This window comes from Serratia marcescens, assembly GCF_029846115.1.
Classification (GTDB): domain Bacteria; phylum Pseudomonadota; class Gammaproteobacteria; order Enterobacterales; family Enterobacteriaceae; genus Serratia; species Serratia marcescens_L.
Genome location: NZ_JARVZZ010000001.1, coordinates 590,402 through 614,918, shown reverse-complemented (window position 1 = coordinate 614,918; position 24,517 = coordinate 590,402). Strand labels below are relative to the sequence as shown.

Below are 24,517 nucleotides of genomic sequence, written 5' to 3'. Positions count from 1 at the left end.
GGGCAGTTTATAAACAACCGCGCGGTAGTATAAAGGCAAGCCTGCGACATGGATATGTTCTTTTATCATCTGATGTTATGGAGGCTTGCGAAACATGTTCCCTCAAGCATGGCAGGTGGGGCTGGATATACAAATCGACTGCGTGCGGGCGGTGGCGGCCCAACGCCGCCGCAACGGCTGGCAGTTGCGCCACTGGTGGCAGCAAGCGCTGCCGCAGGCGGTTTTACGTGACGGCTGTCTGGAACCTACCGAATTCCTGATCCGGGTGCTGCGGCAATGGCGCGTCCAACTGCCGCGACATATTTCCTTACGCATTGCCCTGCCGGCGCAGCGCGTGTTGCAGCAGCGCATGGCGCGGCCGGACGCGCGGCTGCGCGAACCGGAACGCAGCGACTATATCGGTGGCCACGGTTTGAAGCAGTTCCCGCTCGACGGCCAGACGCTGGCGCTCGACTATCGCGCCGCACCGGCGGATGAGGCGGCGCTGCTGTTGACCGCCGCGCGGCGGCAGGAGCTGCAGCAGTGGCTGCATTGTCTGCGTCAGGCCGGCCTGTATCCACAAGCGGTCGATATCACCCCCTGCGCGCTGCGGATGATGGCGACGGCGGCAGGTGTGCCGCCCGCCGCGGGGCTGATGCACCGTCTCGAACGAGAATGGCTGTGGGTGGCGCCGGCCGACGGCGCGTTCGCCTTTGGCCTGGCACCGGGCGACGATGACGCGCAGGCGCTGCGGGCACTGCAAGCCCAGATGCCGGCGGGCGACGATCGGCCGGTCTATGCTGGCAGCGTACTGGCGGGAGCCTTGCCCGCCGGTTGCCTTGCCTGGTCGCCGCTCAGCGCCTTCACGCAGCTGCGTCCGCCGTTGCCTGCGCATCCTTCGGCGTTCGCGTTGGCCGGTGGTCTGGCGCTGCGTGAGGAGGATCGCTGATGTATCAGGTCAACTTTATGCCCTGGCGCCAGCGCCGCGATCGCCGGCGCGGCTATTTCTGGCTGGGCGTGCTGCTGTTGCAGGTAACGGCGCTGCTGCTGGCACTGTTCCTGGTCGCCGGCCAGCTGCGTCACCAACAGGCGCAGTGGCAGGCGCGGCTGGCGATGCTGGGTGAAGAGCTGGCGGCATTGACGTTGCTCGTCCGTCAGCAGCAGCAAGAGCGGGCGCAGCGAGTGCTGCACAGCGCCCGCGCCGAACGGCAGGCGAGCAACGCCCAACATAACCGGCGTTATTTGCAGCTGCTGCAGCAATTGTCCTCCAGTATCCCTCCACCGCTGTGGCTCACGGCGTTGGACAGCGATGCGGTGAACGGCCTGCGGCTGCGTGGGTTGAGCCGCTCTCCTGCGGCCATCACGCAGTTCGAACGGCGGCTGGCGGGGATACCTGCGATGCCATGGCTGCGTTTGGCTGAGGTGGCGCAACGCGAAGACGGCCTGTACTCCTTTCATCTGGCGGCGCAGTGGGGGCGTGATGGATAGCCGTTTGTCATCCGGGCTGCGCCTCTGGCTGAGCTTGCCGGGCTGGTTATTGTTGCTGTCGCAAGGGCTGGGCATCGGCACGCTGGCGCTGTTGGGCGGCGGTTGGCTGCTGCAGGACGAATGGCGTCAGCGGGAAAACGCGGCGGAGCGGCAACAGCGCCTGTTGCAACAGATCGTCATGGTGCAACGCCAACTGGACGAGGCGCCGGAAACCGCTATCCCGGCGGCGCCGCTTCCGCCGACCACCACCGGCGATCTGGCGAGCGTGCTGCAACGGGCGGGAGGCGCTTTGCTACGCTGGCAGCGGCAGGAGAAACCGCCGCGGCAAACGCTGAGCTTGCGCATTGACTACGCCGGTTTGCTGGTGCTGCTAGAGGCGCTGCCCGCCGATTTACGCCTCGAGCAACTGAGCGTGGAGACGCCGCCCCTTGGCATGACGGCGCGGTTGGTTTTGCAGGATGCCACCGAGGAGCAGGCCGATGAGTAAAAGACCCGGCCGCTGGTGGTGGCTGCTATGGCCATGGGCCTTATGCGCTGAACCGCGCGACCCGTTTGCGCCGCCTCCGCTGCCTGTTTGTGCCCAAACGGCGGCATCGCCGGCAGGCTGGCGACTGAAAGGCGTCATCGGGCAACCGACGCTGCGCTATGGCTGGGTGGTGACGCCGGCGGGGCAATGGTTGCGCCTGCGGCCGCCGCAGCGGGTGCTGGCCGAGCGCTGGCAGGTGACGCAGGTGCAGGCGCGCAGCCTGACGTTAAAGGCGCTGGCGGCCGAACCGGATTGCCCGGCGAGCCAGGGCGACATCTCGCTGATGATAGACAACAAGGATGGCAAACCATGAAAGGACGCGCTGGACTGGGCATGGCGCTGTGGTGCCTGGCGCTCGGCGCCTCACAGGCGCAGGATAAACAAGTTATTTCGCTGGAGTTTCAGGATGCGCCGGTCACGGTCATCCTGCAGGCGCTGGCGGATTATCGGCAGATGAACCTGATCGCCGCGCCCGGCGTGAGCGGCAACCTGACGCTGCGGCTGGAGAATGTGCCCTGGCCTCAGGCGCTGGCGCTGACCCTGCGCATGGGCAAGCTGACGATGACGCGGGAGGGCAACGTGATGCTGATCTCGCCGGAGCCGGACGCGCAGGAAAAAAGGCAGCAGCGAGAGGCGCTGGCGCAGCGGCAACCGCTGCACAGCCTGACCCTGACGTTACAGAACGGCGATGCGGCGGAGATTGCCGAAAGCCTCAATGCCCAACGCGGCGCCTTGCTCAGCGAGCGGGGCAGCGTGCTGGCGGATAAGCGCACCAATACGCTGCTGCTGCGCGACACGGCGCCAATCCTGGCGCAGTTGAAAAAACGGGTGACGGAAATGGACGCGCCGCTGGCACAGGTGCAACTGGCGGCGCATATCGTGACCATCAACAGCGAAAGCCTGCGTGAACTCGGCGTGCGTTGGGGGTTGGCGGCCGACGACAGGCCAGCGCAGCCGCTGCGGCCGGGCAATCTCGGCGTTAACCTGCCACTGGAGCGCAGCGCGGTGAACGCCGGTTTCCATCTGGCGCGCATCAGCGGGCGTTTGCTGAGCCTCGAGCTGACGGCGCTGGAGCAGGAGAATCAGGTGGAGATCATCGCCAGCCCGCGTTTGCTGACGGCGCACCTGCAAACCGCCAGCATCAAACAGGGGACGGAGATCCCTTACGAAGTGTCGAGCGGCGCCAGCGGTGCGACCGCCATCGAGTTCAAAGAGGCGGTGCTGGGCATGGAGGTGACGCCGAAAGTGTTGCCGGACGGGCGCATCACGCTGACCTTGCACATCAGCCAAAATATGCCGGGGCGCGCCATCAGCCGCGGGGCGGGGGAGGCATTGACCATCGATAAACAGGAGATTAAGACGCAGATCACGGTGAAAAGCGGTGAAACCCTGGTGCTCGGCGGCATTTTTCAACGGCATAGCGGCAAGACGGCGGACAAGGTACCGGGATTGGGGGATGCGCCGTTATTGGGAAGCTTGTTCCGACAAAGCGGCGCACAACAGAAAAAACGCGAGTTGGTGATCTTCATTACGCCGACCCTGATTAAGGGATAAGCGTCTGCCTGTCAGCCGGACGGCAAATCTCCTAAAGTTGATGAGCAGATACACTTTTTTATCCCCTTGGGGGGATCTGCGTTTGACGCTGCGGCCGATTTAGCTTACAAGGGTTACCGAATTGAGCACCGAGGTTTTTTGTTAGCGTCAAGACGCCGTTAAAAACATATGGTTTCCCTCCCGCGGCGTGGATTGCGATTTATTCGGTTGCCAAACTACCAAGAGTGTTGAGATAATTTTTCGTCTGATCTCGCACTATCGCTCATGAGGTTTCAGTTTAGGTCCCGCCGCTGATTTGATTGGCGGGGCGGGTTAACATTAACGAATTGTCTTAGTAATACCGAAAAACATGGCAGAGAAACGCAATATCTTTCTGGTTGGGCCTATGGGTGCCGGCAAAAGCACTATTGGCCGTCAGTTAGCTCAGCAACTCAATATGGAGTTCTTCGACTCCGATCAAGAAATTGAGCGACGTACCGGAGCTGACGTGGGCTGGGTATTCGACGTGGAAGGGGAAGAAGGTTTCCGCGATCGTGAAGAAAAAGTCATTAATGAACTGACGGAAAAACAAGGGATTGTGTTGGCGACCGGCGGCGGTTCGGTGAAGTCGCGCGAAACGCGCAACCGTCTGTCCGCGCGCGGTGTGGTGGTCTATCTGGAAACCACGATCGAGAAACAACTGGCTCGTACCCAGCGTGATAAAAAGCGCCCGCTGCTGCAGGTTGATTCTCCGCCGCGTGAAGTGCTGGAAGCCTTGGCGAAAGAGCGCAATCCGTTGTATGAAGAGATTGCCGATGTCACCATCCGCACCGACGATCAGAGCGCTAAAGTGGTTGCCAACCAGATCATCAACATGCTGGAAAGCAACTGATTGCCGATTTTCGCGTTCGCCGTCGGCCAATGCGGAAAACTGATTTGTGTTCCCCGCTGTTGCGGGGAGCAACCACCGCCGCACCATACAGAGAACTGAGCGCGACATGGAGAGAATTACTGTAACGCTTGGGGAGCGCAGCTACCCGATTACCATCGCCGCCGGATTGTTTAACGATCCGGCTTCTTTTATGCCGTTGAAGGCGGGTGAGCAAGCGATGTTGGTCACCAACCAGACCCTGGCGCCGCTTTATCTGGAGCGTGTCCGGCAGGTGCTGGAGCAGGGTGGCGTCGTGGTGGATCAGGTGATCCTTCCCGATGGTGAGCAGTACAAATCTCTGGCGGTGTTGGAGCAGGTGTTTTCGGCGCTGCTGGAAAAACCGCACGGGCGCGATACCACGCTGATCGCCCTCGGCGGCGGCGTTGTCGGCGATCTGACCGGCTTTGCCGCCGCGTGCTACCAACGCGGCGTGCGCTTCATTCAGGTTCCCACCACGCTGTTGTCGCAGGTGGACTCTTCCGTAGGCGGCAAGACCGCCGTCAACCACCCGCTCGGCAAAAACATGATCGGTGCTTTCTATCAACCCGCTTCGGTGGTGGTTGATCTGGATTGCCTGAAAACGTTGCCGACGCGTGAACTCTCTTCCGGCCTGGCTGAAGTCATCAAATACGGGATCATTCTCGATCGCGCATTCTTCGTCTGGTTGGAAAATAACATTGATGCGCTGATGGCGTTGGATATGCAGGCGTTGGCCTACTGTATCCGTCGCTGCTGTGAACTGAAGGCTGAGGTCGTGGCCGCCGACGAACGCGAAAGCGGCCTGCGCGCCTTGCTGAATCTGGGTCATACTTACGGCCATGCCATCGAAGCCGAAATGGGCTACGGCGTATGGCTGCACGGCGAAGCGGTGGCTGCAGGCATGGTGATGGCGGCGGAAACCGCACACCGTCTCGGCCAGTTCTCGGTTGAAGACATCGAACGCATCAAAGCGCTGCTGCTGCGCGCCGGCTTGCCGGTCTGCGGGCCGCAGGAAATGACGCCGGAATCCTATCTGCCGCACATGTTGCGTGACAAGAAAGTGCTGGCGGGTGAACTGCGTCTGGTGCTGCCGACCGCGATCGGTGCGGCGGAAGTGCGCGGCGGCGTAGGGCATGAGCTGGTGCTGGCGTCGATCGCCGCCTGCCTGCCTGAGCAGCAGCGTAATTAAATCGGACCAAGTAACAGTGGCTTAGCCGCCATTTGCATCTATATTAATACAGTGAGCAGAGCACGACGGGTGTCGCTTTGCCATCATCGGGTTAATCTGCCCGTGCCACGGTAGGTCTACGGTGGTGGGCTTTTGCCTCTAGTTGGAGGGTTTCAGATGGACGAGTTTAAACCGGAAGACGATCTCAGACCTGATAGCAGCGATCGTCGTCCTACGCGTTCGCGCAAGCCGGCAGCCGCGCCGCGCTTCGCCGTTTCGCGTCAGCATTTGATGATTGGCATCGGCATTTTGGTGCTGTTGCTGCTGATTATCGGCATCGGTTCCGCCTTGAAGGCGCCGACCAAGCATGAGGCGGCTCAGGAGAGCGCTGCGCAAAACGGCGCGGCCCGCGATATTAACCTGTCCGGTTCTTCGTCGCTGACCACCGCCAACAACGGCGTGCCGGGCGGCACCACGGATACCCACGACAACAATGGCGTGAGCGTGACTCAGCCACAGCAACCGCAGAACGTCAGCGTTCCGCCGATTTCCGGCACGCCGACCGAAGCGCAAACTCAGCCTCAACAAGGCGGTGCGCAGCAGCGCGTCGATCTGCCGGGCAACATGGCGGATGCGCTGTCGCAGCAGCAGGGGCAGGTGGATGCCGCGACCCAGGGCGTGACCGGCGCAGCGTCGACGCTGCCGACCGCACCGGCGACGGTGATGAGCGGCGCCGCAGCGCGCGAAGCGACGCGTCCTGTGCAGGGCACCGCGCCGCAACAGCATAAAACGCCGGCGAAAACCGCCGCCACCAAACCGACCGCGACGCAGCATAAATCACCGACCACGGTGTATACGCCGCCGGCCAAACCGTCTTCCACCGCGAAAGCGGGAGCGGTCGCCAGCAGCGGCAGTTCGCTGCAGTCTGCGCCGGGCAGCCACTATACCTTGCAACTGAGCAGCGCTTCGCGTTCCGATACGCTGAACGCCTATGCCAAGCAGCAGAAGTTGCAGAACTACCTGGTGTACGCCACCAAGCGTGACGGCAAGCCGTGGTTCGTGCTGGTGAGCGGCAACTATGCGTCTTCCGCAGAAGCGAAGCGCGCCATTGCTTCGTTGCCGGCGGATGTGCAGGCGAAAAAACCGTGGGTCCGACCTGTACACCAAGTGCAGCAAGATCTTAAAAAATAAATCATTTAAATTTGTGCGCTGATGTGCTGTCTGAAACAGAGTACAATCCGCCGCTCTGAATTGTATAAGTAGCTAATTGACGGCATGAAGAAAAACCGCGCTTTTTTAAAATGGGCTGGTGGAAAATACCCGCTGGTAGATGAGATTCGTCGCCATCTGCCGGCGGGAGACTGCTTAATCGAGCCCTTCGTGGGTGCGGGATCTGTCTTTCTGAATACGGATTACGACGCCTACATTCTCGCCGACATCAATAGCGATCTTATCAACCTGTATAACATCGTTAAGCTGCGCACGGATGACTTCGTGCGCGATGCCCGCACGCTTTTCGCCGATGAATTCAATAACTCGGATCAGTTTTACCTGCTGCGAGAAGAGTTCAATACTAGCACCGAGCCTTACCGCCGGGCGCTGCTGTTCCTGTACCTGAACCGCCACTGCTATAACGGCCTGTGCCGCTATAACCTGCGCGGCGAGTTTAACGTGCCGTTTGGCCGGTACAAGAAACCGTACTTCCCGGAAGAAGAGCTCTACTGGTTTGCCGAAAAATCGCGCAATGCCACTTTTGTCTGCGAGCATTACCGCGATACCATGGCGAAGGCCGTGGCCGGTGCCGTGGTGTATTGCGATCCGCCTTATGCGCCGCTGTCGGCGACGGCGAATTTCACCGCTTACCACACCAACAGCTTCAGCATCGCCGATCAGCAAAGCCTGGCGAAATTGGCGCACCAGCTCTCGGTAGAGAGCCAGGTACCGGTATTGATCTCCAATCACGATACCGAGCTGACGCGCGACTGGTACCAGAATGCTGCGTTGTATGTGGTGAAAGCGCGCCGCACAATCAGCCGCAACATTCTCGGCCGCAGCAAAGTGAACGAGCTTTTGGCGCTGTATCGCTAAGCCGGGGCACCCCGGCGCATAACAACTCGACCCTACGTTTGGAGAAGCGGATGAAAAAGTTTTTGATTGCCCCGTCCATTCTGTCGGCAGATTTTGCCCGGTTAGGTGAAGATACCGCTAACGTGCTGGCCGCAGGCGGTGACGTGGTGCACTTCGACGTGATGGACAACCACTACGTGCCCAATCTGACCATCGGTCCGATGGTGTGCGAAGCGCTGCGCAACTACGGCATTACTGCGCCGATTGACGTGCACCTGATGGTCAAGCCGGTGGATCGCATCGTGCCTGATTTCGCCAAGGCCGGCGCGTCTTATATCTCTTTCCACCCCGAAGCTTCCGAGCATGTCGATCGCACCATTCAGCTGATCAAAGAGCACGGCTGTAAAGCTGGCCTGGTATTCAACCCGGCGACGCCGCTGAGTTATCTCGATTACGTGATGGATAAAATCGACGTGATCCTGCTGATGTCGGTCAACCCGGGCTTCGGCGGCCAGTCGTTCATCCACGGTACCCTGGACAAGCTGCGCCAGGTGCGCAAGCTGATCGACGACAGCGGTCGCGATATCCGCCTGGAAGTCGACGGCGGCGTGAAGGTGGATAATATTGCCGAAATCGCCGCCGCAGGCGCCGATATGTTCGTCGCCGGTTCCGCCATCTTTGGCCAGCCGGACTACCGCAAGGTGATCGACGAGATGCGCAGCGAGCTGGCGAAGGTTACTCATGGCTGATTTCGGCGCGATCCGCGCATTGGCCTTCGATCTGGACGGCACGCTGGTCGACAGCGCGCCGGGCCTGGCGGCCGCCATCGATATGGCGTTGGAAGAGACGGGCTTGCCGCAGGCGGGTGAAGAACGGGTTGGCACCTGGATCGGCAACGGCGCCGACGTGCTGGTGCAGCGCGCGCTGCGCTGGGCGGAAGCGGAAGGCTCGCCGGAGCAGTGCAGCCGGCTGCGTGAACGCTTCGACCATTTCTACGCGCAGACCGTCGACAGCGGCAGCCGCTTGTTCCCGCAGGTGCAAGAGACGCTGGCCCGACTGGCCGCGCACGGTTACCCGATGGCGTTGGTGACCAATAAGCCGACACCGTTCGTGGCGCCGCTGTTGGCATCGTTGGGCATTGGCGACTATTTCTCGCTGGTGATCGGCGGCGATGACGTGACGGAAAAGAAACCGCACCCGGCGCCGTTGTACCTGGTGCTCGGCAAGCTGGGGTTGCGGGCGCATGAGCTGCTGTTCGTCGGCGATTCGCGCAACGATATTCAAGCCGCGCAGGGCGCCGGTTGCCCAAGCGTCGGCTTTACCTACGGTTATAACTACGGCGAATCGATCGCCCTGAGCCACCCCGATCGGGTGTTGGAGCGCTTCGCCGATTTGTTGCCCGCTCTTGGGCTGTCATCTTTAGAGAATCAGGAAATTTAAACATGAGTAAGCCCATCGTATTTAGCGGCGCGCAGCCGTCCGGCGAACTGACCATCGGCAACTACATGGGTGCGCTGCGTCAGTGGGTGCAGATGCAGGACGACTACGACTGCATCTACTGCATCGTCGATCTGCATGCCATCACCGTGCGCCAGGACGCCGAGAAGCTGCGCAAGGCCACGCTGGATACGCTGGCGCTGTACCTGGCCTGCGGTATAGATCCGGAAAAAAGCACCATCTTCGTGCAGTCGCACGTGCCTGAGCACACGCAGCTGAGCTGGGTGCTGAACTGCTACACCTATTTCGGCGAACTGAGCCGCATGACGCAGTTCAAAGACAAATCCGCGCGCTACGCGGAGAACATCAACGCCGGGCTGTTCAGCTATCCGGTGCTGATGGCGGCGGATATCCTGCTGTATCAAACCAACCAGGTGCCGGTGGGCGAAGACCAGAAGCAGCACCTGGAACTGAGCCGCGACGTGGGGCAGCGTTTCAACGCGCTGTATGGCGACGTGTTCAAAGTGCCGGAGCCGTTTATTCCTAAATCCGGCGCGCGCGTGATGTCGCTGCAGGAGCCGACCAAGAAGATGTCCAAGTCGGACGATAACCGCAACAACGTGATCGGCCTGCTGGAAGATCCGAAAGCGGTGACCAAGAAGATCAAACGCGCAATGACCGACTCGGAAGAGCCGCCTGTCGTGCGTTACGACGTGGTCAACAAGGCGGGCGTCTCCAACCTGCTGGACATCCTCGCCGGCGTGACCGGCAAGAGCATCGCGCAGCTGGAAGCCGAGTTCGAAGGCCAGATGTACGGCCACCTGAAAGGTGCGGTGGCGGACGCCGTCTCCGGCATGCTGGGTGAGCTGCAGGAGCGCTACCACCGCTTCCGCAACGACGAAGCCTATCTGCAGCAGGTGATGCGCGACGGCGCCGCCAAGGCCCGCGCACGCGCGCAGGAAACCCTGGCGAAGGTCTATCAGGCCGTCGGTTTCGTGCCGCCGCAGGCGTAACGCCGGCGCAAATAAAAAAAGCGGCCACAGGCCGCTTTTTTTACGTCGGTATCACGCCATTTGCGCCAGGCCGGCGGGCGATGCCTCGCTGGTGAACCAGTTGAGCTTGCTGCGCAGGCTGACCACGCTGCCGACGACGATCAGGCTGGGGCTGGCGGCCTGTAGTGACAAGACGCCCAGTTGACCGAGCTTGCCTTCGATCACCCGCTGGCGGCAAGAGGTGCCGTTTTCTACCAGCGCCACCGGCGTGTTGGCCGGCAATCCGTGTGCGATCAGCTGGCGCTGGATTTCCGCCGCTTGCGACAGCCCCATATAGAACACCAGCGTCTGTTGCCCGGCGGCCAGCGTCGCCCAATCCAATCCACCGTCGGCCTTGGCGTGCCCGGTCACCAAGCGGACGCTCTGCGCATGGTCGCGGTGGGTGAGCGGGATGCCGCTGTAGGCGGAACAGCCGGAGGCGGCGGTAATGCCCGGCACCACCGAGAACGGCACGTTGGCGTCCGCCAGCGTCTCCAGTTCTTCGCCGCCGCGGCCGAAGATAAAGGGATCGCCGCCCTTCAGGCGCACCACGCGTTTGCCTTGCTGCGCCTGCTGCAGCAGGATTTGGTTGATCTGCTCCTGCGGTACGCAGTGGTGGCCGGCGCGTTTGCCGACGAAGATGCGTTCGGCGTCGCGGCGCACCAGCGTCATGATCTCTTCGGAGACCAGCCGGTCGTAAACCACCACGTCGGCCTGCTGGATCTGTTGCAGCCCTTTCAGCGTCAGCAAGCCGGCATCGCCCGGCCCGGCGCCCACCAGTACCACTTCACCGCGATCTTCCGGCTGTTCGCTGAACAGCTGCTCGAGCTGGCGTTCGGCCAGCGCGGCGTCATCGTTGGCCAGCGACTGCGCCAGCCGATCGTGGGCGAATAACCGTTCCCAGAAGCGACGGCGCGCGCCGAGGCTGCTGAAACGTTGTTTTACCCGCTGCCGCAGTGAGCCGCCCAACTGGGCCAGCTTGCCGAGGTGCTGCGGCAGCATCGCTTCCAGCTTCTCGCGCAGCAGCCGCGCCAGCACCGGCGCTTTGCCGCCGGAGGACACTGCGACCATGATCGGCGAACGATCGATGATAGACGGCATGATAAAGCTGGCGCGTTTCGGATCGTCCACCACGTTGCAGAACACCCGTTGCTGGTTGGCGCACTGGTACACCAGTGCGTTGACTTCCAGCCGGTCGGTAGCGGCGATCACCAACCATTTTTCCGCCAGCAGGGCCGGGCTGAATTCGCCCTCGGTCAGCGTCAGCAGGCCTTCTGCCGCCCACTGGTGGAACTGCGGGCTGAATGCCAGGGCGTTGACGGTCAGCGCCGCGCCGGCGTCCAGCAGCAGGCGCGCCTTGCGTTCGGCGATCTCGCCGCCGCCGACCAGCAGGCAGGCTTTATGTTGCAGTTGGCAGAAAATCGGCAGGTAGTCCATCGGCACTCCTCGGGATAATCAGTGTGGGGGCGAAGTGCGCCCCCGAAAACTCAGGCGGTCTGACGTGCGGCGGCTTTCGCCGCCTGCGGGCGTTCGGCGCGCGGCGTAGCGTACCAATACCCCAGACCCATCAGCACCGAGCCGGACAGGATATTGCCCAGCGTCACCCACAGCAGGTTGTGGCCGATGCCGGCGAGGGTGTAGGCCTCGCTGTGGTTGCCGAACCAGGAGAGGGCGAACAGCGTCATGTTGGCGACGGAGTGTTCGTAACCCGAGGCGATAAAGGCCAGCAGGCACCACCAAATGGCGATGAACTTGGCGGCGCCTTCTACGCGGATCGCCATCCAAATCGCCAGGCAAACCAGCCAGTTGCACAGCACCCCCTTGAAGAACAGCACTTCGGCCGGCGCGGTGGTTTTCGCCAGCGCGGCGCTGTGCACCAGGCTGGTATCCACCGGCAGCAGGCTGCCGCCGCCGTAGTAATACATCAGCGCCACCAGCACCGAGCCGAGCAGGTTGCCGAGCCAGGTTTGCGGCAGCACCGCCCACATCTGGCTCTGGCGGATGGTGCCTGCCTTGACGCCGAGCGTCAGGAACATCGTATGGCCGGTGAACAGCTCGGAACCGGCGATGATCACCAGCGTCAGCGCGATGCCGAAGGTGGCGCCCATCACCAGCGGCCGCACGCTTGGGTCGACCAGGTTGCCGAGGGTGAAGATCAGGATGATGCCGAGGCCGACGTAGGCGCCGGCCATCGCCGAGCTGATCCAGAAGCCGAGCGGGCTCTCCTTCGCCAGGCGAACGATGCGCGCCGCGTTGGCGGCGCATTTGTTGAGGGTGTCGGTAAACATGTTGCCTCCCGAAAGGTTATGCCGCGACTTGGACGATGCCGTCGACCACCCGGCTGGCGAAGCGGGCGACGGAACGGCTGTCGTCTTCCAGACAGTGGCCGTCGTACAGGCGGAAATGCTGCTTCTTCAGCGGGCTGGCGACCCACAACTCACCCTGATGCTCGGCGATGAGACCGCGCGACAGCACGCTGGCCTGGGCGAACGGGTCGATATTGCTGATGGCGAACACCTGCTCGTCGGCATAGGGGCGGAACACCGCCACCTGCCGATCGCCGATCAGGGCGCACACGCCGGTGCCGGGCAGAATGTCGGCGACGGGACAAACGGTAATCCACTGGCTCATGCGTGGCTCTCCTCGGTATCGATCAGGGTGACGGGAATGCGTTCGTCAGGGCGCGCCGGGCGGTGCTGGTCGCGTTCGGCCACCACCTGCACATTCGGATCGCGCAGCGGGCTGTTGATGAAGTGGGCGAAGCGCAGCTGCGTTTCCGGATGCTCGACGGTCTCTTTCCACTCGCAGATCACCGCATCGCGCAGGCGGGCGATCTCCGCTTCCAGCTGGTCGTTGATGCCGAGCTTGTCGTCGATGATCACCTTGCGCAGGTAATCGATGCCGCCTTCCAGGCTCTCCAGCCACACCGAGGTGCGCTGCAGCTTATCGGCGGTGCGGATATAGAACATCATGAAGCGGTCGAGGTAGCGCACCAGCGTCTCGCGATCGAGGTCGGCGGCCAACAGGTCGGCGTGGCGCGGTTTCATGCCGCCGTTGCCGCACACATACAGGTTCCAGCCGTTCTCGGTGGCGATGATGCCGACATCCTTGCCCTGCGCTTCGGCGCATTCACGGGTGCAGCCCGAGACGCCGAACTTCATTTTGTGCGGGGTACGGATGCCTTTGTAGCGATGTTCCAGGGTGACGCCGAAACCGACGCTGTCGCCGACGCCGTAGCGGCACCAGGTGCTGCCGACGCAGGTTTTCGCCATGCGCAGCGCCTTGGCGTAAGCGTGGCCGGTTTCAAAGCCGGCGGCGAGCAGCTTGCGCCAGATGGCCGGCAGGTCGTCTTTCTGCGCGCCGAACATACCGATGCGCTGTGAACCGGTCATTTTGGTGTAGAGGTTGTATTCCTTAGCGATCTGGCCGATGGCCAGCAGGCCGTCCGGGGTGATTTCGCCGCCGGCGGAGCGCGGGATCACCGAGTAGGTGCCGTCTTTCTGGATATTGCCGAGGAAGTTGTCGTTGGTATCCTGCAGCGGCGTATGCTGTGGCTTGAGGATATATTCGTTCCAGCAAGAAGCCAGCAATGAGCCGACGGTCGGTTTACACACTTCGCAGCCGTAGCCTTTGCCGTATTTGGCCAGCAGCGCCTCGAACGACTTGATCCCTTCGACGCGGATCAGGTGGAACAGCTCCTGGCGCGAGTAGGCGAAGTGTTCGCACAGATGATGGTTGACCTCGATGCCTTGCTTGCTCAGCTCGGCGTTCAGCACCTGGGTGAGCAGCGGGATGCAGCCGCCGCAGCCGGTGCCGGCTTTGGTTTCGGCCTTCAGCGCCGCTACGGTGTGGCAGCCTTTGTTGACCGCCTGAATGATGTCGCCTTTGCTGACGTCGAAGCAGGAGCAGATCTGCGCGCTTTCCGGCAGCGAATCCACGCCGATGGCCGGTTTGCTGCCCGCGTGGGCCGGCAGGATCAGGCCGTCCGGGTTTTCCGGCAGCTCGATGCCGTTCAGCGCCAGCTGCAGCAGGTTGCCATAATCGCTGGTGTCGCCCACCAGCACCGCGCCGAGCAGGGTTTTGTTGTCGGCGCTGACCACGATGCGTTTGTAGACTTCTTTGCTTTCATCCAGATAAACGTAGCTGCGGGCGCCCTCGGTGCGGCCGTGGGCATCGCCGATGCCGCCGACGTCCACGCCCAGCAGCTTCAGCTTGGCGCTCATGTCGGCGCCCTGGAAGCCGTTTTCGCGGCCCAGCAGGTGATCGACGGCCACCTGCGCCATTTTGTAACCCGGCGCCACCAGGCCGAAGGTGCGATCGCGCCAGGCAGCGCACTCACCGATGGCGTAGACGTCCGGATCCGACGTCTGGCAGCTGTCGTTGATGGCGATGCCGCCGCGGTGGCCAATCTCCAGCCCGCACTGGCGCGCCAGCTTGTCCTGGGCGCGGATGCCGGTGGAGAACACGATGAAATCCACTTCCAGCAGGCTACCGTCGGCGAAATGCATGATTTTGCGCGCCGTGCCGCCGCCGTTGACGATCTCCTGGGTATTTTTGCCGGTGTGTACCTTGACGCCCATGCGCTCGATCTTGCGGCGCAGCTGGTCACCGCCCATCGGGTCGAGCTGTTCGGCCATCAGCACCGGAGCGAACTCGATCACGTGCGTTTCCACCCCCAGGCTTTTCAGCGCGCCGGCGGCTTCCAGCCCCAACAGCCCGCCGCCGACTACCGCACCGCGTTTGCTGCGGCGCGCGCAGGCTTCGATGGCGTTCAGGTCTTCGATAGTGCGGTAAACGAAGCAGTCCTGGCTATCCGAGCCTTTAATCGGCGGGATCCACGGATAGGAGCCGGTGGCCATGATCAGCTTGTCGTAATAGACGGTGCGGCCGGTGTTGGAGTGGATCACCTTCTCGTCGCGATTGATGGTGATAGCGCGTTCGCCGATCAGCACCTTCACGCCGTGTTTTTCGTAAAAGCCTTCGCGCACCAGCGACAGCTCTTCGGCGGTGTGGTGCGAGAAGTAGGAGGAAAGATGCACGCGATCGTAAGCGATGCGCGGCTCTTCGCAAAATACGGTGATGTCGAATTGGTCTTTGTCTGCTTTATCCAACAGATCTTCGATGAACCGGTGGCCGACCATGCCATTGCCGACGACGGCAAGTTTGACTCTGCTCATTATTGCCTCAAAATTCTGGTTTCCTAGGCTTACCTTATCTCTCCCAATGGGCAATTTATTGATGCAAATCAATCACACCCTCATATACCTCTAACGTGGTATATGGATGATTTTTCACGTTTTTTGATAAGTTGCGGATTTTATTCACCTTTAGCTGAAGCGAGTCAGTTTTCCTGCAAACTACCCCGCAGGGAGTAAACGTTGGGGGTAGGCAGGCAACGGCGACTTTGTCAGCGCGATCCGCTGCCAGTATGATGAAGAAAACCAGTGCAACAGCCGAGGTGAAAGGTGGCGAAACGTCCATTGAAGTTTATCGACAACCTGCGTTTAAGCGGGCATGAAGGATTGTGGCAACTGGCGATCGAACAGGGGCGCATCGCGCATCTGGTGCCGCAGCCGGAAGGCCAGGAGTGGCGCAGCGACGCGTTGGATGCGCAGGGCGGGTTGGCACTGCCAGCGTTCGTCGAACCGCATATTCACCTGGATACCACGCAAACCGCCGGCCAGCCGGCCTGGAACCAGTCCGGCACGCTGTTCGAGGGCATTGAGCGCTGGGCCGAACGCAAAGCGTTGCTGACCCATGAAGACGTCAAACAGCGCGCCTGGCAAACGCTCAAGTGGCAGATCGCCAATGGCGTGCAGTATGTGCGCACCCACGTCGACGTTTCCGATCCCACGCTGACCGCGCTGCGCGCCATGCTGGAGGTGAAACAGGAGGTGGCGCCCTGGGTGACGCTGCAGATCGTCGCCTTTCCGCAGGAGGGGATCCTTTCCTATCCCAACGGCGAAGCGCTGCTTGAAGAGGCGCTGCGGCTGGGGGCCGACGTGGTGGGTGCCATTCCGCACTTCGAATTCACCCGCGAATACGGCGTGGAGTCGCTGCATAAGGCGTTCGCGCTGGCGCAAAAATACGATCGGCTGGTGGACGTGCACTGCGATGAAATCGACGACGAGCAATCGCGCTTCGTCGAGACCGTGGCGGCGCTGGCGCTGAAGCTGGAGATGGGCGAGAAAGTCACCGCCAGCCACACCACGGCGATGCACTCTTACAACGGCGCTTACGCCTCGCGGCTGTTCCGCCTGCTGAAAATGTCCGGCATCAACTTCGTCGCCAACCCGCTGGTGAACATTCACCTGCAGGGGCGTTTCGACAGCTACCCGAAACGGCGCGGCGTGACGCGGGTGAAGGAGATGCTGGAGGCAGAGATCAACGTCTGCTTCGGCCATGACGACGTGTTCGACCCCTGGTACCCGCTCGGCACCGCCAACATGCTGCAGGTGCTGCATATGGGGCTGCACGTGTGCCAGCTGATGGGCTATGGCCAGATCGACGATGGGCTGAAGCTGATCACCCACCACAGCGCGCGTACCCTTAACCTGAGCGACTACGGCCTGGCGGCCGGCAACAGCGCCAACCTGGTGATCCTGCCGGCGGAAAGCGGCTTCGACGCGGTGCGCCGCCAGACGCCGGTGCGTTATTCGATTCGCCAGGGGGCGGTGATCGCCGAAACGCGGCCGGCGGAAACCACGCTGCATTTGCAGCAGGATGAGACGGTGGATTTTCGGCGCTAAGGCGCAAAAAAAGGGCGCCTTGCGGGCGCCCTTGGTACATTTAATAAAAGAAATCAGTGCGTCACGTGGCCGTGGCTGCGGTGTTTGGTCACGAAGCCCAGCAGCAGACACATCACGAACACCGCCAGGTACAGGCCGTTGGCGGTGGTCAGCGCCGCGTGCGCGCCGCCTTTCGCCACGATCGGGCCGGTGACCACGAAGGTCAGCATGGTGCCGATGGTGCCGCAGGTCAGGATAAAGTTGACCAGCTTCGGCGAGGAGACCTTGGTCTGCAGCGAGCCGAGGGTGATCAGCGTGGTGTAGATGGCGCTGGAAACGAAGCCCAGGGCCATGATGTAGTAGCCCAGGTGCTCCGGGTTGTCGGTGCTGACGAACAGGTACATCGCGCCGGTAGCCAGTGCGGCCAGTACGGTAACGATGCGCTGCAGATCGAAGAAGCGCAGGATGAAGCTGAATACCCACATGCCGACCATGTAAGAGGTCCAGAAGTCGCTCACCAGCTTACCAGCCTGGCCGATGTCCATGTTGAACGACTTGGTGGCGTACTCAGGCACCCACTGAATGAAGCCCAGCTGGCCGAGGATGTAGCACAGCGCGGCGATCGACAGGAACAACACACCGATGCCCCATTTTTCTTTCTCGACCGGCTGACCGGCGTCGGCGCCTTTTTTGCCCAGCACCGGGAATTCGGAGCACAGGGTCAGCACGAAGATCCCCACGTACAGCAGGCCGATGCAGGCATAAACCCAGTACCAGCCGATATGGCGGGCCAGCAGCATCGCGGCGACGATCGGGAAGATCATCCCGGCCATGCTGAAGAAAGAGTCGGTGAACAATAGGCGCGAACCGCGCTGGCGGCCGGCATACATGTGGGTGATCAGGAAGGTGCCGATCGACATGGTGATACCGCTAACCACGCCGAGGATAAACATGCACAGCGAGAACATGGTCAGGCTCTTGCCGAGCATCAGCCCTGCGACCGCCAGCACCATCAGGACAAAGCCGAAGATCAGCTGACGCTTCAGCGGGATGATTTCCATCAGCCAAGCATTGAGGAAGATCGAAATCAAAATACCGGCGTTGAGGAAAGTAAAGGTGTTACTCATGCTGGAAACCGGCAGATTAAAGTACTCTGCAATGTTTCCCATCACCATCCCTGTGACGATCACTAAAGCACCGGTCAGCGCGTACGAAAAGAAGCTGATCCAGGTAAGCCGTATGCGGTTACTGTCATTCATTGTATAGGCCTGAATATGTCTGTTAGAGGTTTTAACGCTGGCATAAGGCCGCTGGCTTTTCCTGGCAAACGCAGAAAAAAGTCCCGATCAGGCCACCAGGGGGCGGATCCTAGCACAGACAACGGGATTTTTTGTGATGGCTGTCGATTTTTTGATGCAACCTATGAAGGGGTGATACGTATTATTGTGATCTATTTGCGTACCGTCACAATGGAATCACGGTTGACGATCGTCGGCTCAAACCGGTGCGCCGGGGTGGTGGGATCGATCAGCCTGCGCGCCGCGTATTGGGCCATCTCGCTGATGGGAAAATGTACGCTGCTCAACGCCGGGCGCACGAAAGGCGCGCGTTCGCCGCTGTCGTAGCAGATCAAGGAGATATCCTGCGGTACCCGTAGGCGGTGCTCGTTGATCGCCAGCAGGGCGCCGATCGCCATCTCTTCGTTGCAGCAGTAGATGGCGCTGGGCCGCGCGGCTTGCTGCAGCAGCCGATCGGCGCAGCGGTAACCGCTTTCCAGATCGTAGACGCCCTCCAGGCAGGCCACCGGTTCGATATTCGCCGCCTGCATCGCCTCTTCAAATCCCTGCAGCCGCAGGCGACTCGACGGGCGCTCACGCGGGCCGCTGATACAGGCGATGCGCCGGTGCCCGGCATCGAGCAGCTGCTGCGTCGCCATGCGGCTGGCCAGCGGGTGATCGAAGGTGACACAGCGGGCTTCCAGCCCCGGTACCAGACGATCGAGCAACACGAAATCACGTTGTTCCGCCGCCAATTGGCGCAGCCGATCGTCGCTGAGAAAACGCACGTGCAGGATCACGCCGTCGCAGCGCAGGCTAAATAGCCGCTGCACCGCCTGCCATTCGTTTTCGGCGCTGTTGCGGCCCTGGGTCACCAGCAGCTGTTTGCCGTGGGATTCGGCCTCGGTCTGCACGAAGTCCATCAGCGCGCCGAAGAAGCCGCCGCGGTACGACGTGGTGACCAGCCCGAGGGTATTGCTGTGGCTGGAGGCGAGCGCGCGGGCCGCCGGGTTGGGGGTATAACCGAGCTGGGCGACGGCGCGTTCAACCTTCTCGCGGGTCGGTGCCTTGACGTTGCTGTCGCCGTTCACCACACGCGATACGGTGGCGCGCGAAACGCCCGCCAGCGCTGCGACATCTTCCAGTGTCACCATCGTCCCACTCCTGAATTACGGCTAAAAAAATGGGTTCGGCGCGCCGAACCCCTGTCTGGCTGCGTATAGCCGCTTACCTGAACTGCGGCAAATACGGCGCGTTTATCGTCAACACCTCGTCCAGCAGCGGCTGCGCCAGGTTAGCGTTGCCCACTAACGGGTTGGCGATCAGCGCCAGCAACCCGCTGCGGCGATCGCCGTGCACCGCGGCTTCGATGGTCAGACGTTCGTAGGCTTTCACCTGCTGCGTCAGGGCCTGCATCGGCTCCGGCAGCGGGCCAAAGGTCAGCGGGTGCGCGCCCTGAGCATCGACGATACAGTTGATTTCTATCACAGCATCGTCCGGCAGGCCATGGATTGCGCCGCGGTTTGCGGTGTTGACCACTAATTGCGTGCCGAGATTATTATGGATAGCACGAATCAGCTCCAGCGCAACTTCGGAATAGAAAGAACCGCCGCGGAAGCTGAGCTGCTCCGGTTTCGTGTTTAGCTGCGGATCGGCATACAGCTCGAACAGCTCTTTCTCCACCTGCATCACCTGCTCGGCGCGGGTGCCGCGCTCGCCGGCGGCGGCCATCTCTTCCGCCAGCATCTCGCGGGTCTGGTAAAAATAGCGGTGGTAGGGGCAGGGGATCGCGCCGAGCGCACGCAGGAAGTCCGGCTGCCAGGGCTCTTCCTTGATGTTGTTCATGGTCAGCGCCGCGCCGTCACACAGCATGTCGATCACCTTGGCGGTGACGTCGCGCCCCAGGTGCGTGACCTGATGCACCCAGACCATGTGGTTCAGGCCGGCGAACTGCAGCTGCACATCGGCGTAAGGCGCCTGCAGCATGTTGACGATCATGTGATGCATGCTGATCGGCACATTGCACAGGCCGATGATCTTCGCTTTGGTAAAGCGAGACACCGCCTCGGTGACGATACCGGCCGGGTTGGTGAAGTTGATGATCCAGGCGTCCGGCGCCAGCTTTTCCACTCGGCGAGCGATATCCAGCATCACCGGGATGGTGCGCAGCGCCTTGGCGAAGCCGCCGACGCCGGTGGTTTCCTGGCCGAGCAGCTGGTATTTCAGGCCCAGCCGTTCATCGGCGGCGCGCGCCGGCAGTTGCCCGACGCGGAACTGGGTCAGCACGAAAGCGGCGCCGCGAATGGCGTCGTCCAGCGCGAAATGCACGCTGACCTTCACCTGCTCCAGCCCGTGGCGCGCCAGCATGCGGCGGGTCAAGGCGGCGATGGTTTCCACTTTTTGCCGGCCCGGTTCGACGTCCACCAGCGCCAGTTCGGTGACCGGCAGCTCCTCGATGCGTTGGATCAGTCCATCAACCAGTTCGGGGGTGTAGCTGCTGCCGCCGCCGATCACGGCGATTTTAAGCGTGCTCATGGGCGGCCCTCCGTCTGCGACTGACGGCGATAGAGCTCGATCATGTCGTCGGCCAGATCCTGGATCACCATGGCGTTCATCAGATGATCCTGCGCATGCACGGTGATCAGGTTGATCGCCAGCTTGCCGCAGCCTTCGTCCAGGCCGATCAGCTCGGTCTGGATCAGGTGTGCTTTCTTCACCCATTCTTTGGATTCGACCATGTGCTTGGCCGCGGCGGCGAAGTCGCCGGCACGTGCTTGCCGCAGCGCCATCAACGCATTGCTGCGCGCGCTGCCGGAGAACACCAGCAGTTCCATGATGGTGCTTTCAAACTCGGGGCTGACTTCAGTCATCAATTCACTCACGTCATTTCTCCAGGGGTTGCGCGGCGACGCCGCCGTGGGATGCTTCAGTATCCGTTCTTTTTATAATGAGAGCGCTCTCATTTAAATAGAGTAACGACAATGCGTGTGCAAACTGGGAGGCAGATCGCAAAAACCGACCCAGGGTGGCGCGGGGCAAAAAATGCGTGATGCGGTTGGCAAAAAAGCCTTCTGCGCCCATACTTTCCGCAGCAAAATTCAGGGCCGCCTAGGATATGTCCCGTAATTGGGTAAATATAGGTAAATGGCTGGCACTTGCCGATACAGCTCTTTAGAATCAAAGCGCTTTTCCGTTGTTTGTCTCTCAGAGAAAGGACCCGTTAATGTTCAAACGTACTTTAGTGACCTTCGTCGCGCTGTGTTCCCTGTCCGCAGTGGCGCCAGCCGCACTCGCCGCCGGTGAGACCCACGTCATGCTGACGACCTCGGCGGGGAATATCGAGTTGGCGCTCGACAGCCAGAAGGCACCGGTTTCCAGCCAGAACTTCGTCGACTACGTGAACAGCGGGTACTACAACAACACCATCTTCCACCGCGTGATCCCGGGCTTTATGATCCAGGGCGGCGGTTTCACCGCTGACATGCAGCAAAAATCCACCAAGGCGCCGATCAAGAACGAAGCCGACAACGGCTTGCGCAACCTGCGCGGCACCATCTCGATGGCGCGTACCGCCGACAAGGACAGCGCCACCAGCCAGTTCTTCCTGAACGTGGCGGATAACGCCTTCCTGGATCACGGCCAGCGTGACTTCGGCTACGCGGTATTTGGCAAAGTGGTGAAAGGCATGGACGTGGTGGACAAAATTGCTCAGGTGCCAACCGGCAACGTCGGCCCTTACCAGAATGTGCCGACCAAACCGGTGGTGATTCTGTCGGCCAAGGTGCTGCCGTAAGTTTTTTGGCCGATCCCAGTGGGGTCGGCCGCTCCTTCCTCCCGAAGCCTTGCCTTCATCACTGTTTTCTCCCGCGGCCCATGCTCTAATCGGCAGACAATAATCAGACCGGAAATCCGGCGTTCGCCCTTTGTTGTCTCTGGATGAGTTGCTGCCATGTATGAATTTAACCAGGTGCTGTTGCTGTTGCAGCAGATGTGCGTCTATCTCGTTATCGCCTATCTGCTGAGTAAAACCCCGCTGTTCATCCCGCTGATGCAGGTGACCATCCGCCTGCCGCACAAGCTGCTGTGCTACGTGATCTTCTCGGTGTTCTGCATCATGGGCACCTATTTCGGGCTGCACATTCAGGATTCGATCGCCAACACCCGCGCGATAGGCGCTGTCCTGGGCGGGTTGCTGGGCGGGCCGTCGGTGGGCTTTCTGGTCGGGCTGACCGGCGGTTTGCACCGGTATACGCTCGGCGGCATGACCGACGTAGCCTGCGCGATCTCCACGGTGTCGGAAGGCCTGGTCGGCGGCATCGTACACAGCATCGCCATGCGCCGGGGGCGCATCGAGCTGCTGTTCAATCCGCTGTTCGTCGGCGGCGTGGCGCTGGTGGCGGAAGTGCTGCAGATGGCGATCATCCTCACGGTGGCGCGCCCCTACGACGAAGCGTTGCAGCTGGTGGAGCACATCGCGCTGCCGATGATGATCGCCAATACCGTCGGCGCGGCGATGTTCATGCAAATCCTGCTCGATAGGCGCGCGATGTTCGAAAAATACACCAGCGCCTTCTCTTCCAAGGCGCTGAAGATCGCCGAGCGCACCGAGGGCATCCTGCGGCAGGGCTTCGATCAGGAGAACAGCATGAAGGTTGCCCGGGTGATCTATCAGGAGCTGGGCATCGGCGCGGTGGCGATCACCGATCGCGACAAGCTGCTGGCGTTTATCGGCATCGGCGACGATCACCACCTGCCCGGCACGCCGATCGCCTCGGTGCATTCGCATCGCGCCATCGACAACAACGAAGTGGTGTACGCCGACGGCAATCAGCTCTCTTACTGCTGCTCGATCAATCCGGCCTGCAAGCTGGGATCGACGCTGGTGATCCCGCTGCGCGGCGAAAACCAGCGGGTGATCGGCACCATCAAGCTGTACGAACCGAAAAGCCAGCTGTTCAGCACCATCAACCGTACGTTGGGCGAAGGCATCGCCAGCCTGCTGTCGGCGCAGATCATGGCCGGACAGTACGAGCGGCACAAGCAGCTGCTGGCGCAGTCGGAGATCAAGCTGTTGCATGCGCAGGTCAATCCGCATTTCCTGTTCAATGCCTTGAACACCCTGGTGGCGGTGATCCGCCGCGATGGCGAGCGCGCCTGCGATCTGGTGCAGTCCCTCTCGACCTTCTTTCGTAAAAACCTCAAACGCTCGGATGACGAAGTCAGCCTGGCGGACGAGATCGAACACGTGAACGCCTATCTGCAGATCGAGAAAGCGCGCTTTGCCGATCGGCTGGAGATCGCGGTATCGCTACCGGAGGCGCTGTTGGCGGTGCGGCTGCCGGCATTCTCGCTGCAGCCGATCGTCGAAAACGCCATCAAGCATGGCACCTCGCATCTGTTGGGCGTGGGCCGCATCGAGATCGGCGCCTGCTGCGAAGGCGAGCATTTACTGCTGCAGGTGACGGACAACGCCGGGCTGTTTCAGCCGAAACCGAACTGCAGCGGGCTGGGGATGAATCTGGTGGATAAGCGCATTCGCGTGCGCTACGGCGAAGGCTATGGCGTGCAGGTGGATTGCCGGCCGGACGCCTACACCCGCATTACGCTCAATGTTCCCATGGAGAGGGCCGTCTGATGTTAAACGCACTGATTGTTGACGATGAACCTTCGGCGCGCGACAACCTGCGCCACCTGCTGGAAGCTGAAGCGGGGATCGCGATTATCGGCGAGTGCGCCAACGCCATCGAAGCCATCAGCCAGATCCACCGGTTGCAGCCGGACGTGGTGTTTCTCGATATCCAGATGCCGCGCATCAGCGGGCTGGAAATGGTTGGCATGCTGGATCCCAACCGCATGCCGCACATCGTGTTTCTGACCGCCTACGACGAATACGCGGTGCAGGCGTTCGAGGAGCACGCCTTCGATTATCTGCTGAAGCCGGCGGAGCCGAAGCGGCTGAGCAAGACGCTGCAACGCCTGCGGCAGCGCAGTGCGCCGCAGGACGTGACGGCGCTGGATGAGAGCGCCGGTTACCTGAAATACATTCCCTGCACCGGCCACAGCCGCATCTATCTGCTGCGGTTCGACGAAGTGCTGGCGATCCGTTCCAAGCTGAGCGGGGTCTTCGTGGTGCGCAGCGACGGCATGGAGTGTTTCACCGAGCTGACGCTGCGCACGCTGGAAAGCCGTACCCCGTTGGTGCGCTGCCATCGGCAGTATCTGGTCAACCTGGAGCAGGTGCGCGAGATCCGCTTCGAAGAGGGCGGCGCGGCGGAGATGATCATGTCGGCCGGCGATCCGGTGCCGGTCAGCCGGCGCTATTTGAAGGCGCTGAAGGAACAACTGGGGCTGCGGGGGTGACGCAGGTCTTAGG

Annotated in this window: 24 protein-coding genes; 16 read left to right on the top strand and 8 right to left on the bottom strand. The window is 61.5% G+C overall.

The window, feature by feature from the left end; genetic code table 11:
- Positions 1-94: 94 nt before the first annotated feature.
- The 12 genes from pilM (at position 95) to trpS (ending at position 10,121) form a co-directional block, all read left to right on the top strand.
- Positions 95-928 carry a pilus assembly protein PilM gene (gene pilM / locus QDT79_RS02905; protein WP_107227971.1) on the top strand — a complete coding sequence of 278 codons (834 nt, stop codon included), beginning with the start codon at positions 95-97 and terminating at the stop codon, positions 926-928.
- Positions 928-1,467 (top strand): PilN domain-containing protein, encoded by a 540-nt coding sequence (locus tag QDT79_RS02900; protein ID WP_107227970.1) that lies wholly within the window; start codon positions 928-930, stop codon positions 1,465-1,467. The genes pilM and QDT79_RS02900 overlap by 1 nt, the downstream gene beginning before the upstream one ends.
- Positions 1,460-1,954 (top strand): hypothetical protein, encoded by a 495-nt coding sequence (locus QDT79_RS02895; protein ID WP_107227969.1) that lies wholly within the window; start codon positions 1,460-1,462, stop codon positions 1,952-1,954. Before QDT79_RS02900 ends, QDT79_RS02895 begins: the two co-directional genes overlap by 8 nt.
- Complete coding sequence (locus tag QDT79_RS02890; RefSeq protein ID WP_107227968.1) at positions 1,947-2,306, top strand: DNA utilization family protein; 360 nt, start codon at positions 1,947-1,949, stop codon at positions 2,304-2,306. The genes QDT79_RS02895 and QDT79_RS02890 overlap by 8 nt, the downstream gene beginning before the upstream one ends.
- Positions 2,303-3,547, top strand: coding sequence for a DNA uptake porin HofQ (gene hofQ / locus QDT79_RS02885; RefSeq protein ID WP_107227967.1), 1,245 nt, complete (start codon positions 2,303-2,305; stop codon positions 3,545-3,547). The genes QDT79_RS02890 and hofQ overlap by 4 nt, the downstream gene beginning before the upstream one ends.
- Positions 3,548-3,896: 349 nt before the next feature.
- Complete coding sequence (aroK, locus tag QDT79_RS02880; protein ID WP_004391482.1) at positions 3,897-4,418, top strand: shikimate kinase AroK; 522 nt, start codon at positions 3,897-3,899, stop codon at positions 4,416-4,418.
- Positions 4,419-4,524: 106 nt separating this feature from the next.
- Positions 4,525-5,625, top strand: coding sequence for a 3-dehydroquinate synthase (aroB, locus tag QDT79_RS02875; protein ID WP_063991692.1), 1,101 nt, complete (start codon positions 4,525-4,527; stop codon positions 5,623-5,625).
- Positions 5,626-5,781: 156 nt separating this feature from the next.
- Positions 5,782-6,795 (top strand): SPOR domain-containing protein, encoded by a 1,014-nt coding sequence (locus QDT79_RS02870; RefSeq protein WP_308316186.1) that lies wholly within the window; start codon positions 5,782-5,784, stop codon positions 6,793-6,795.
- Positions 6,796-6,879: 84 nt separating this feature from the next.
- Positions 6,880-7,692 carry an adenine-specific DNA-methyltransferase gene (gene dam / locus QDT79_RS02865; protein ID WP_063991690.1) on the top strand — a complete coding sequence of 271 codons (813 nt, stop codon included), beginning with the start codon at positions 6,880-6,882 and terminating at the stop codon, positions 7,690-7,692.
- A 50-nt stretch (positions 7,693-7,742) separates the two neighbouring features.
- Positions 7,743-8,420, top strand: a complete 678-nt coding sequence (gene rpe / locus QDT79_RS02860; RefSeq protein WP_004930320.1) for a ribulose-phosphate 3-epimerase — start codon at positions 7,743-7,745, stop codon at positions 8,418-8,420.
- Positions 8,413-9,111, top strand: a complete 699-nt coding sequence (locus QDT79_RS02855; protein ID WP_033631918.1) for a phosphoglycolate phosphatase — start codon at positions 8,413-8,415, stop codon at positions 9,109-9,111. Before rpe ends, QDT79_RS02855 begins: the two co-directional genes overlap by 8 nt.
- Positions 9,112-9,113: 2 nt before the next feature.
- Positions 9,114-10,121: a tryptophan--tRNA ligase gene (gene trpS, locus QDT79_RS02850; protein ID WP_063991688.1), complete on the top strand. Its 1,008-nt coding sequence runs from the start codon at positions 9,114-9,116 to the stop codon at positions 10,119-10,121.
- Positions 10,122-10,172: 51 nt separating this feature from the next.
- Here trpS and cysG read toward each other — a convergent pair whose 3' ends face one another.
- Genes cysG through nirB form a run of 4 tightly spaced genes read right to left on the bottom strand, consistent with a single transcriptional unit; the run spans position 10,173 to position 15,316 of the window.
- Positions 10,173-11,576, bottom strand: coding sequence for a siroheme synthase CysG (gene cysG, locus QDT79_RS02845; protein WP_308316185.1), 1,404 nt, complete (start codon positions 11,574-11,576; stop codon positions 10,173-10,175).
- Positions 11,577-11,626: 50 nt separating this feature from the next.
- On the bottom strand, positions 11,627-12,427 hold the full coding sequence (gene nirC / locus QDT79_RS02840; protein WP_063991686.1) for a nitrite transporter NirC: 801 nt from the start codon (positions 12,425-12,427) through the stop codon (positions 11,627-11,629).
- Between the two features lie 16 nt (positions 12,428-12,443).
- Positions 12,444-12,770: a nitrite reductase small subunit NirD gene (nirD, locus tag QDT79_RS02835; RefSeq protein WP_063991685.1), complete on the bottom strand. Its 327-nt coding sequence runs from the start codon at positions 12,768-12,770 to the stop codon at positions 12,444-12,446.
- Positions 12,767-15,316 carry a nitrite reductase large subunit NirB gene (gene nirB / locus QDT79_RS02830; RefSeq protein WP_308316184.1) on the bottom strand — a complete coding sequence of 850 codons (2,550 nt, stop codon included), beginning with the start codon at positions 15,314-15,316 and terminating at the stop codon, positions 12,767-12,769. Before nirB ends, nirD begins: the two co-directional genes overlap by 4 nt.
- Positions 15,317-15,619: 303 nt before the next feature.
- Between nirB and QDT79_RS02825 the strand changes: the two genes are divergently transcribed.
- Positions 15,620-16,888 (top strand): cytosine deaminase, encoded by a 1,269-nt coding sequence (locus QDT79_RS02825; protein ID WP_373275484.1) that lies wholly within the window; start codon positions 15,620-15,622, stop codon positions 16,886-16,888.
- A 53-nt stretch (positions 16,889-16,941) separates the two neighbouring features.
- Here QDT79_RS02825 and tsgA read toward each other — a convergent pair whose 3' ends face one another.
- The 4 genes from tsgA to QDT79_RS02805 all read right to left on the bottom strand — a co-directional run bounded on the left by tsgA (position 16,942) and on the right by QDT79_RS02805 (position 21,014).
- Positions 16,942-18,126, bottom strand: a complete 1,185-nt coding sequence (gene tsgA / locus QDT79_RS02820) for an MFS transporter TsgA (RefSeq protein ID WP_033636290.1) — start codon at positions 18,124-18,126, stop codon at positions 16,942-16,944.
- Positions 18,127-18,317: 191 nt separating this feature from the next.
- Positions 18,318-19,298: a LacI family DNA-binding transcriptional regulator gene (locus tag QDT79_RS02815; RefSeq protein WP_063991682.1), complete on the bottom strand. Its 981-nt coding sequence runs from the start codon at positions 19,296-19,298 to the stop codon at positions 18,318-18,320.
- A 73-nt stretch (positions 19,299-19,371) separates the two neighbouring features.
- On the bottom strand, positions 19,372-20,679 hold the full coding sequence (locus tag QDT79_RS02810; RefSeq protein ID WP_107227961.1) for a 6-phospho-beta-glucosidase: 1,308 nt from the start codon (positions 20,677-20,679) through the stop codon (positions 19,372-19,374).
- A complete protein-coding gene (locus QDT79_RS02805; RefSeq protein ID WP_060660177.1) occupies positions 20,676-21,014 on the bottom strand; it encodes a PTS lactose/cellobiose transporter subunit IIA in 339 nt (112 codons plus the stop codon). Before QDT79_RS02805 ends, QDT79_RS02810 begins: the two co-directional genes overlap by 4 nt.
- 353 nt (positions 21,015-21,367) lie before the next feature.
- On the opposite strand from QDT79_RS02805, the gene ppiA reads away from it, so the two are divergent.
- From ppiA to btsR, 3 genes are all read left to right on the top strand, one after another.
- Positions 21,368-21,937 (top strand): peptidylprolyl isomerase A, encoded by a 570-nt coding sequence (ppiA, locus tag QDT79_RS02800; RefSeq protein ID WP_107227960.1) that lies wholly within the window; start codon positions 21,368-21,370, stop codon positions 21,935-21,937.
- 156 nt (positions 21,938-22,093) lie between these two features.
- The gene (locus QDT79_RS02795) at positions 22,094-23,779 is read left to right on the top strand and encodes a LytS/YhcK type 5TM receptor domain-containing protein (RefSeq protein ID WP_308316182.1); all 1,686 of its coding nucleotides are present in this window, start codon (positions 22,094-22,096) and stop codon (positions 23,777-23,779) included.
- Positions 23,779-24,504, top strand: coding sequence for a two-component system response regulator BtsR (gene btsR, locus QDT79_RS02790; RefSeq protein WP_046688553.1), 726 nt, complete (start codon positions 23,779-23,781; stop codon positions 24,502-24,504). Before QDT79_RS02795 ends, btsR begins: the two co-directional genes overlap by 1 nt.
- Positions 24,505-24,517 lie beyond the last annotated feature (13 nt).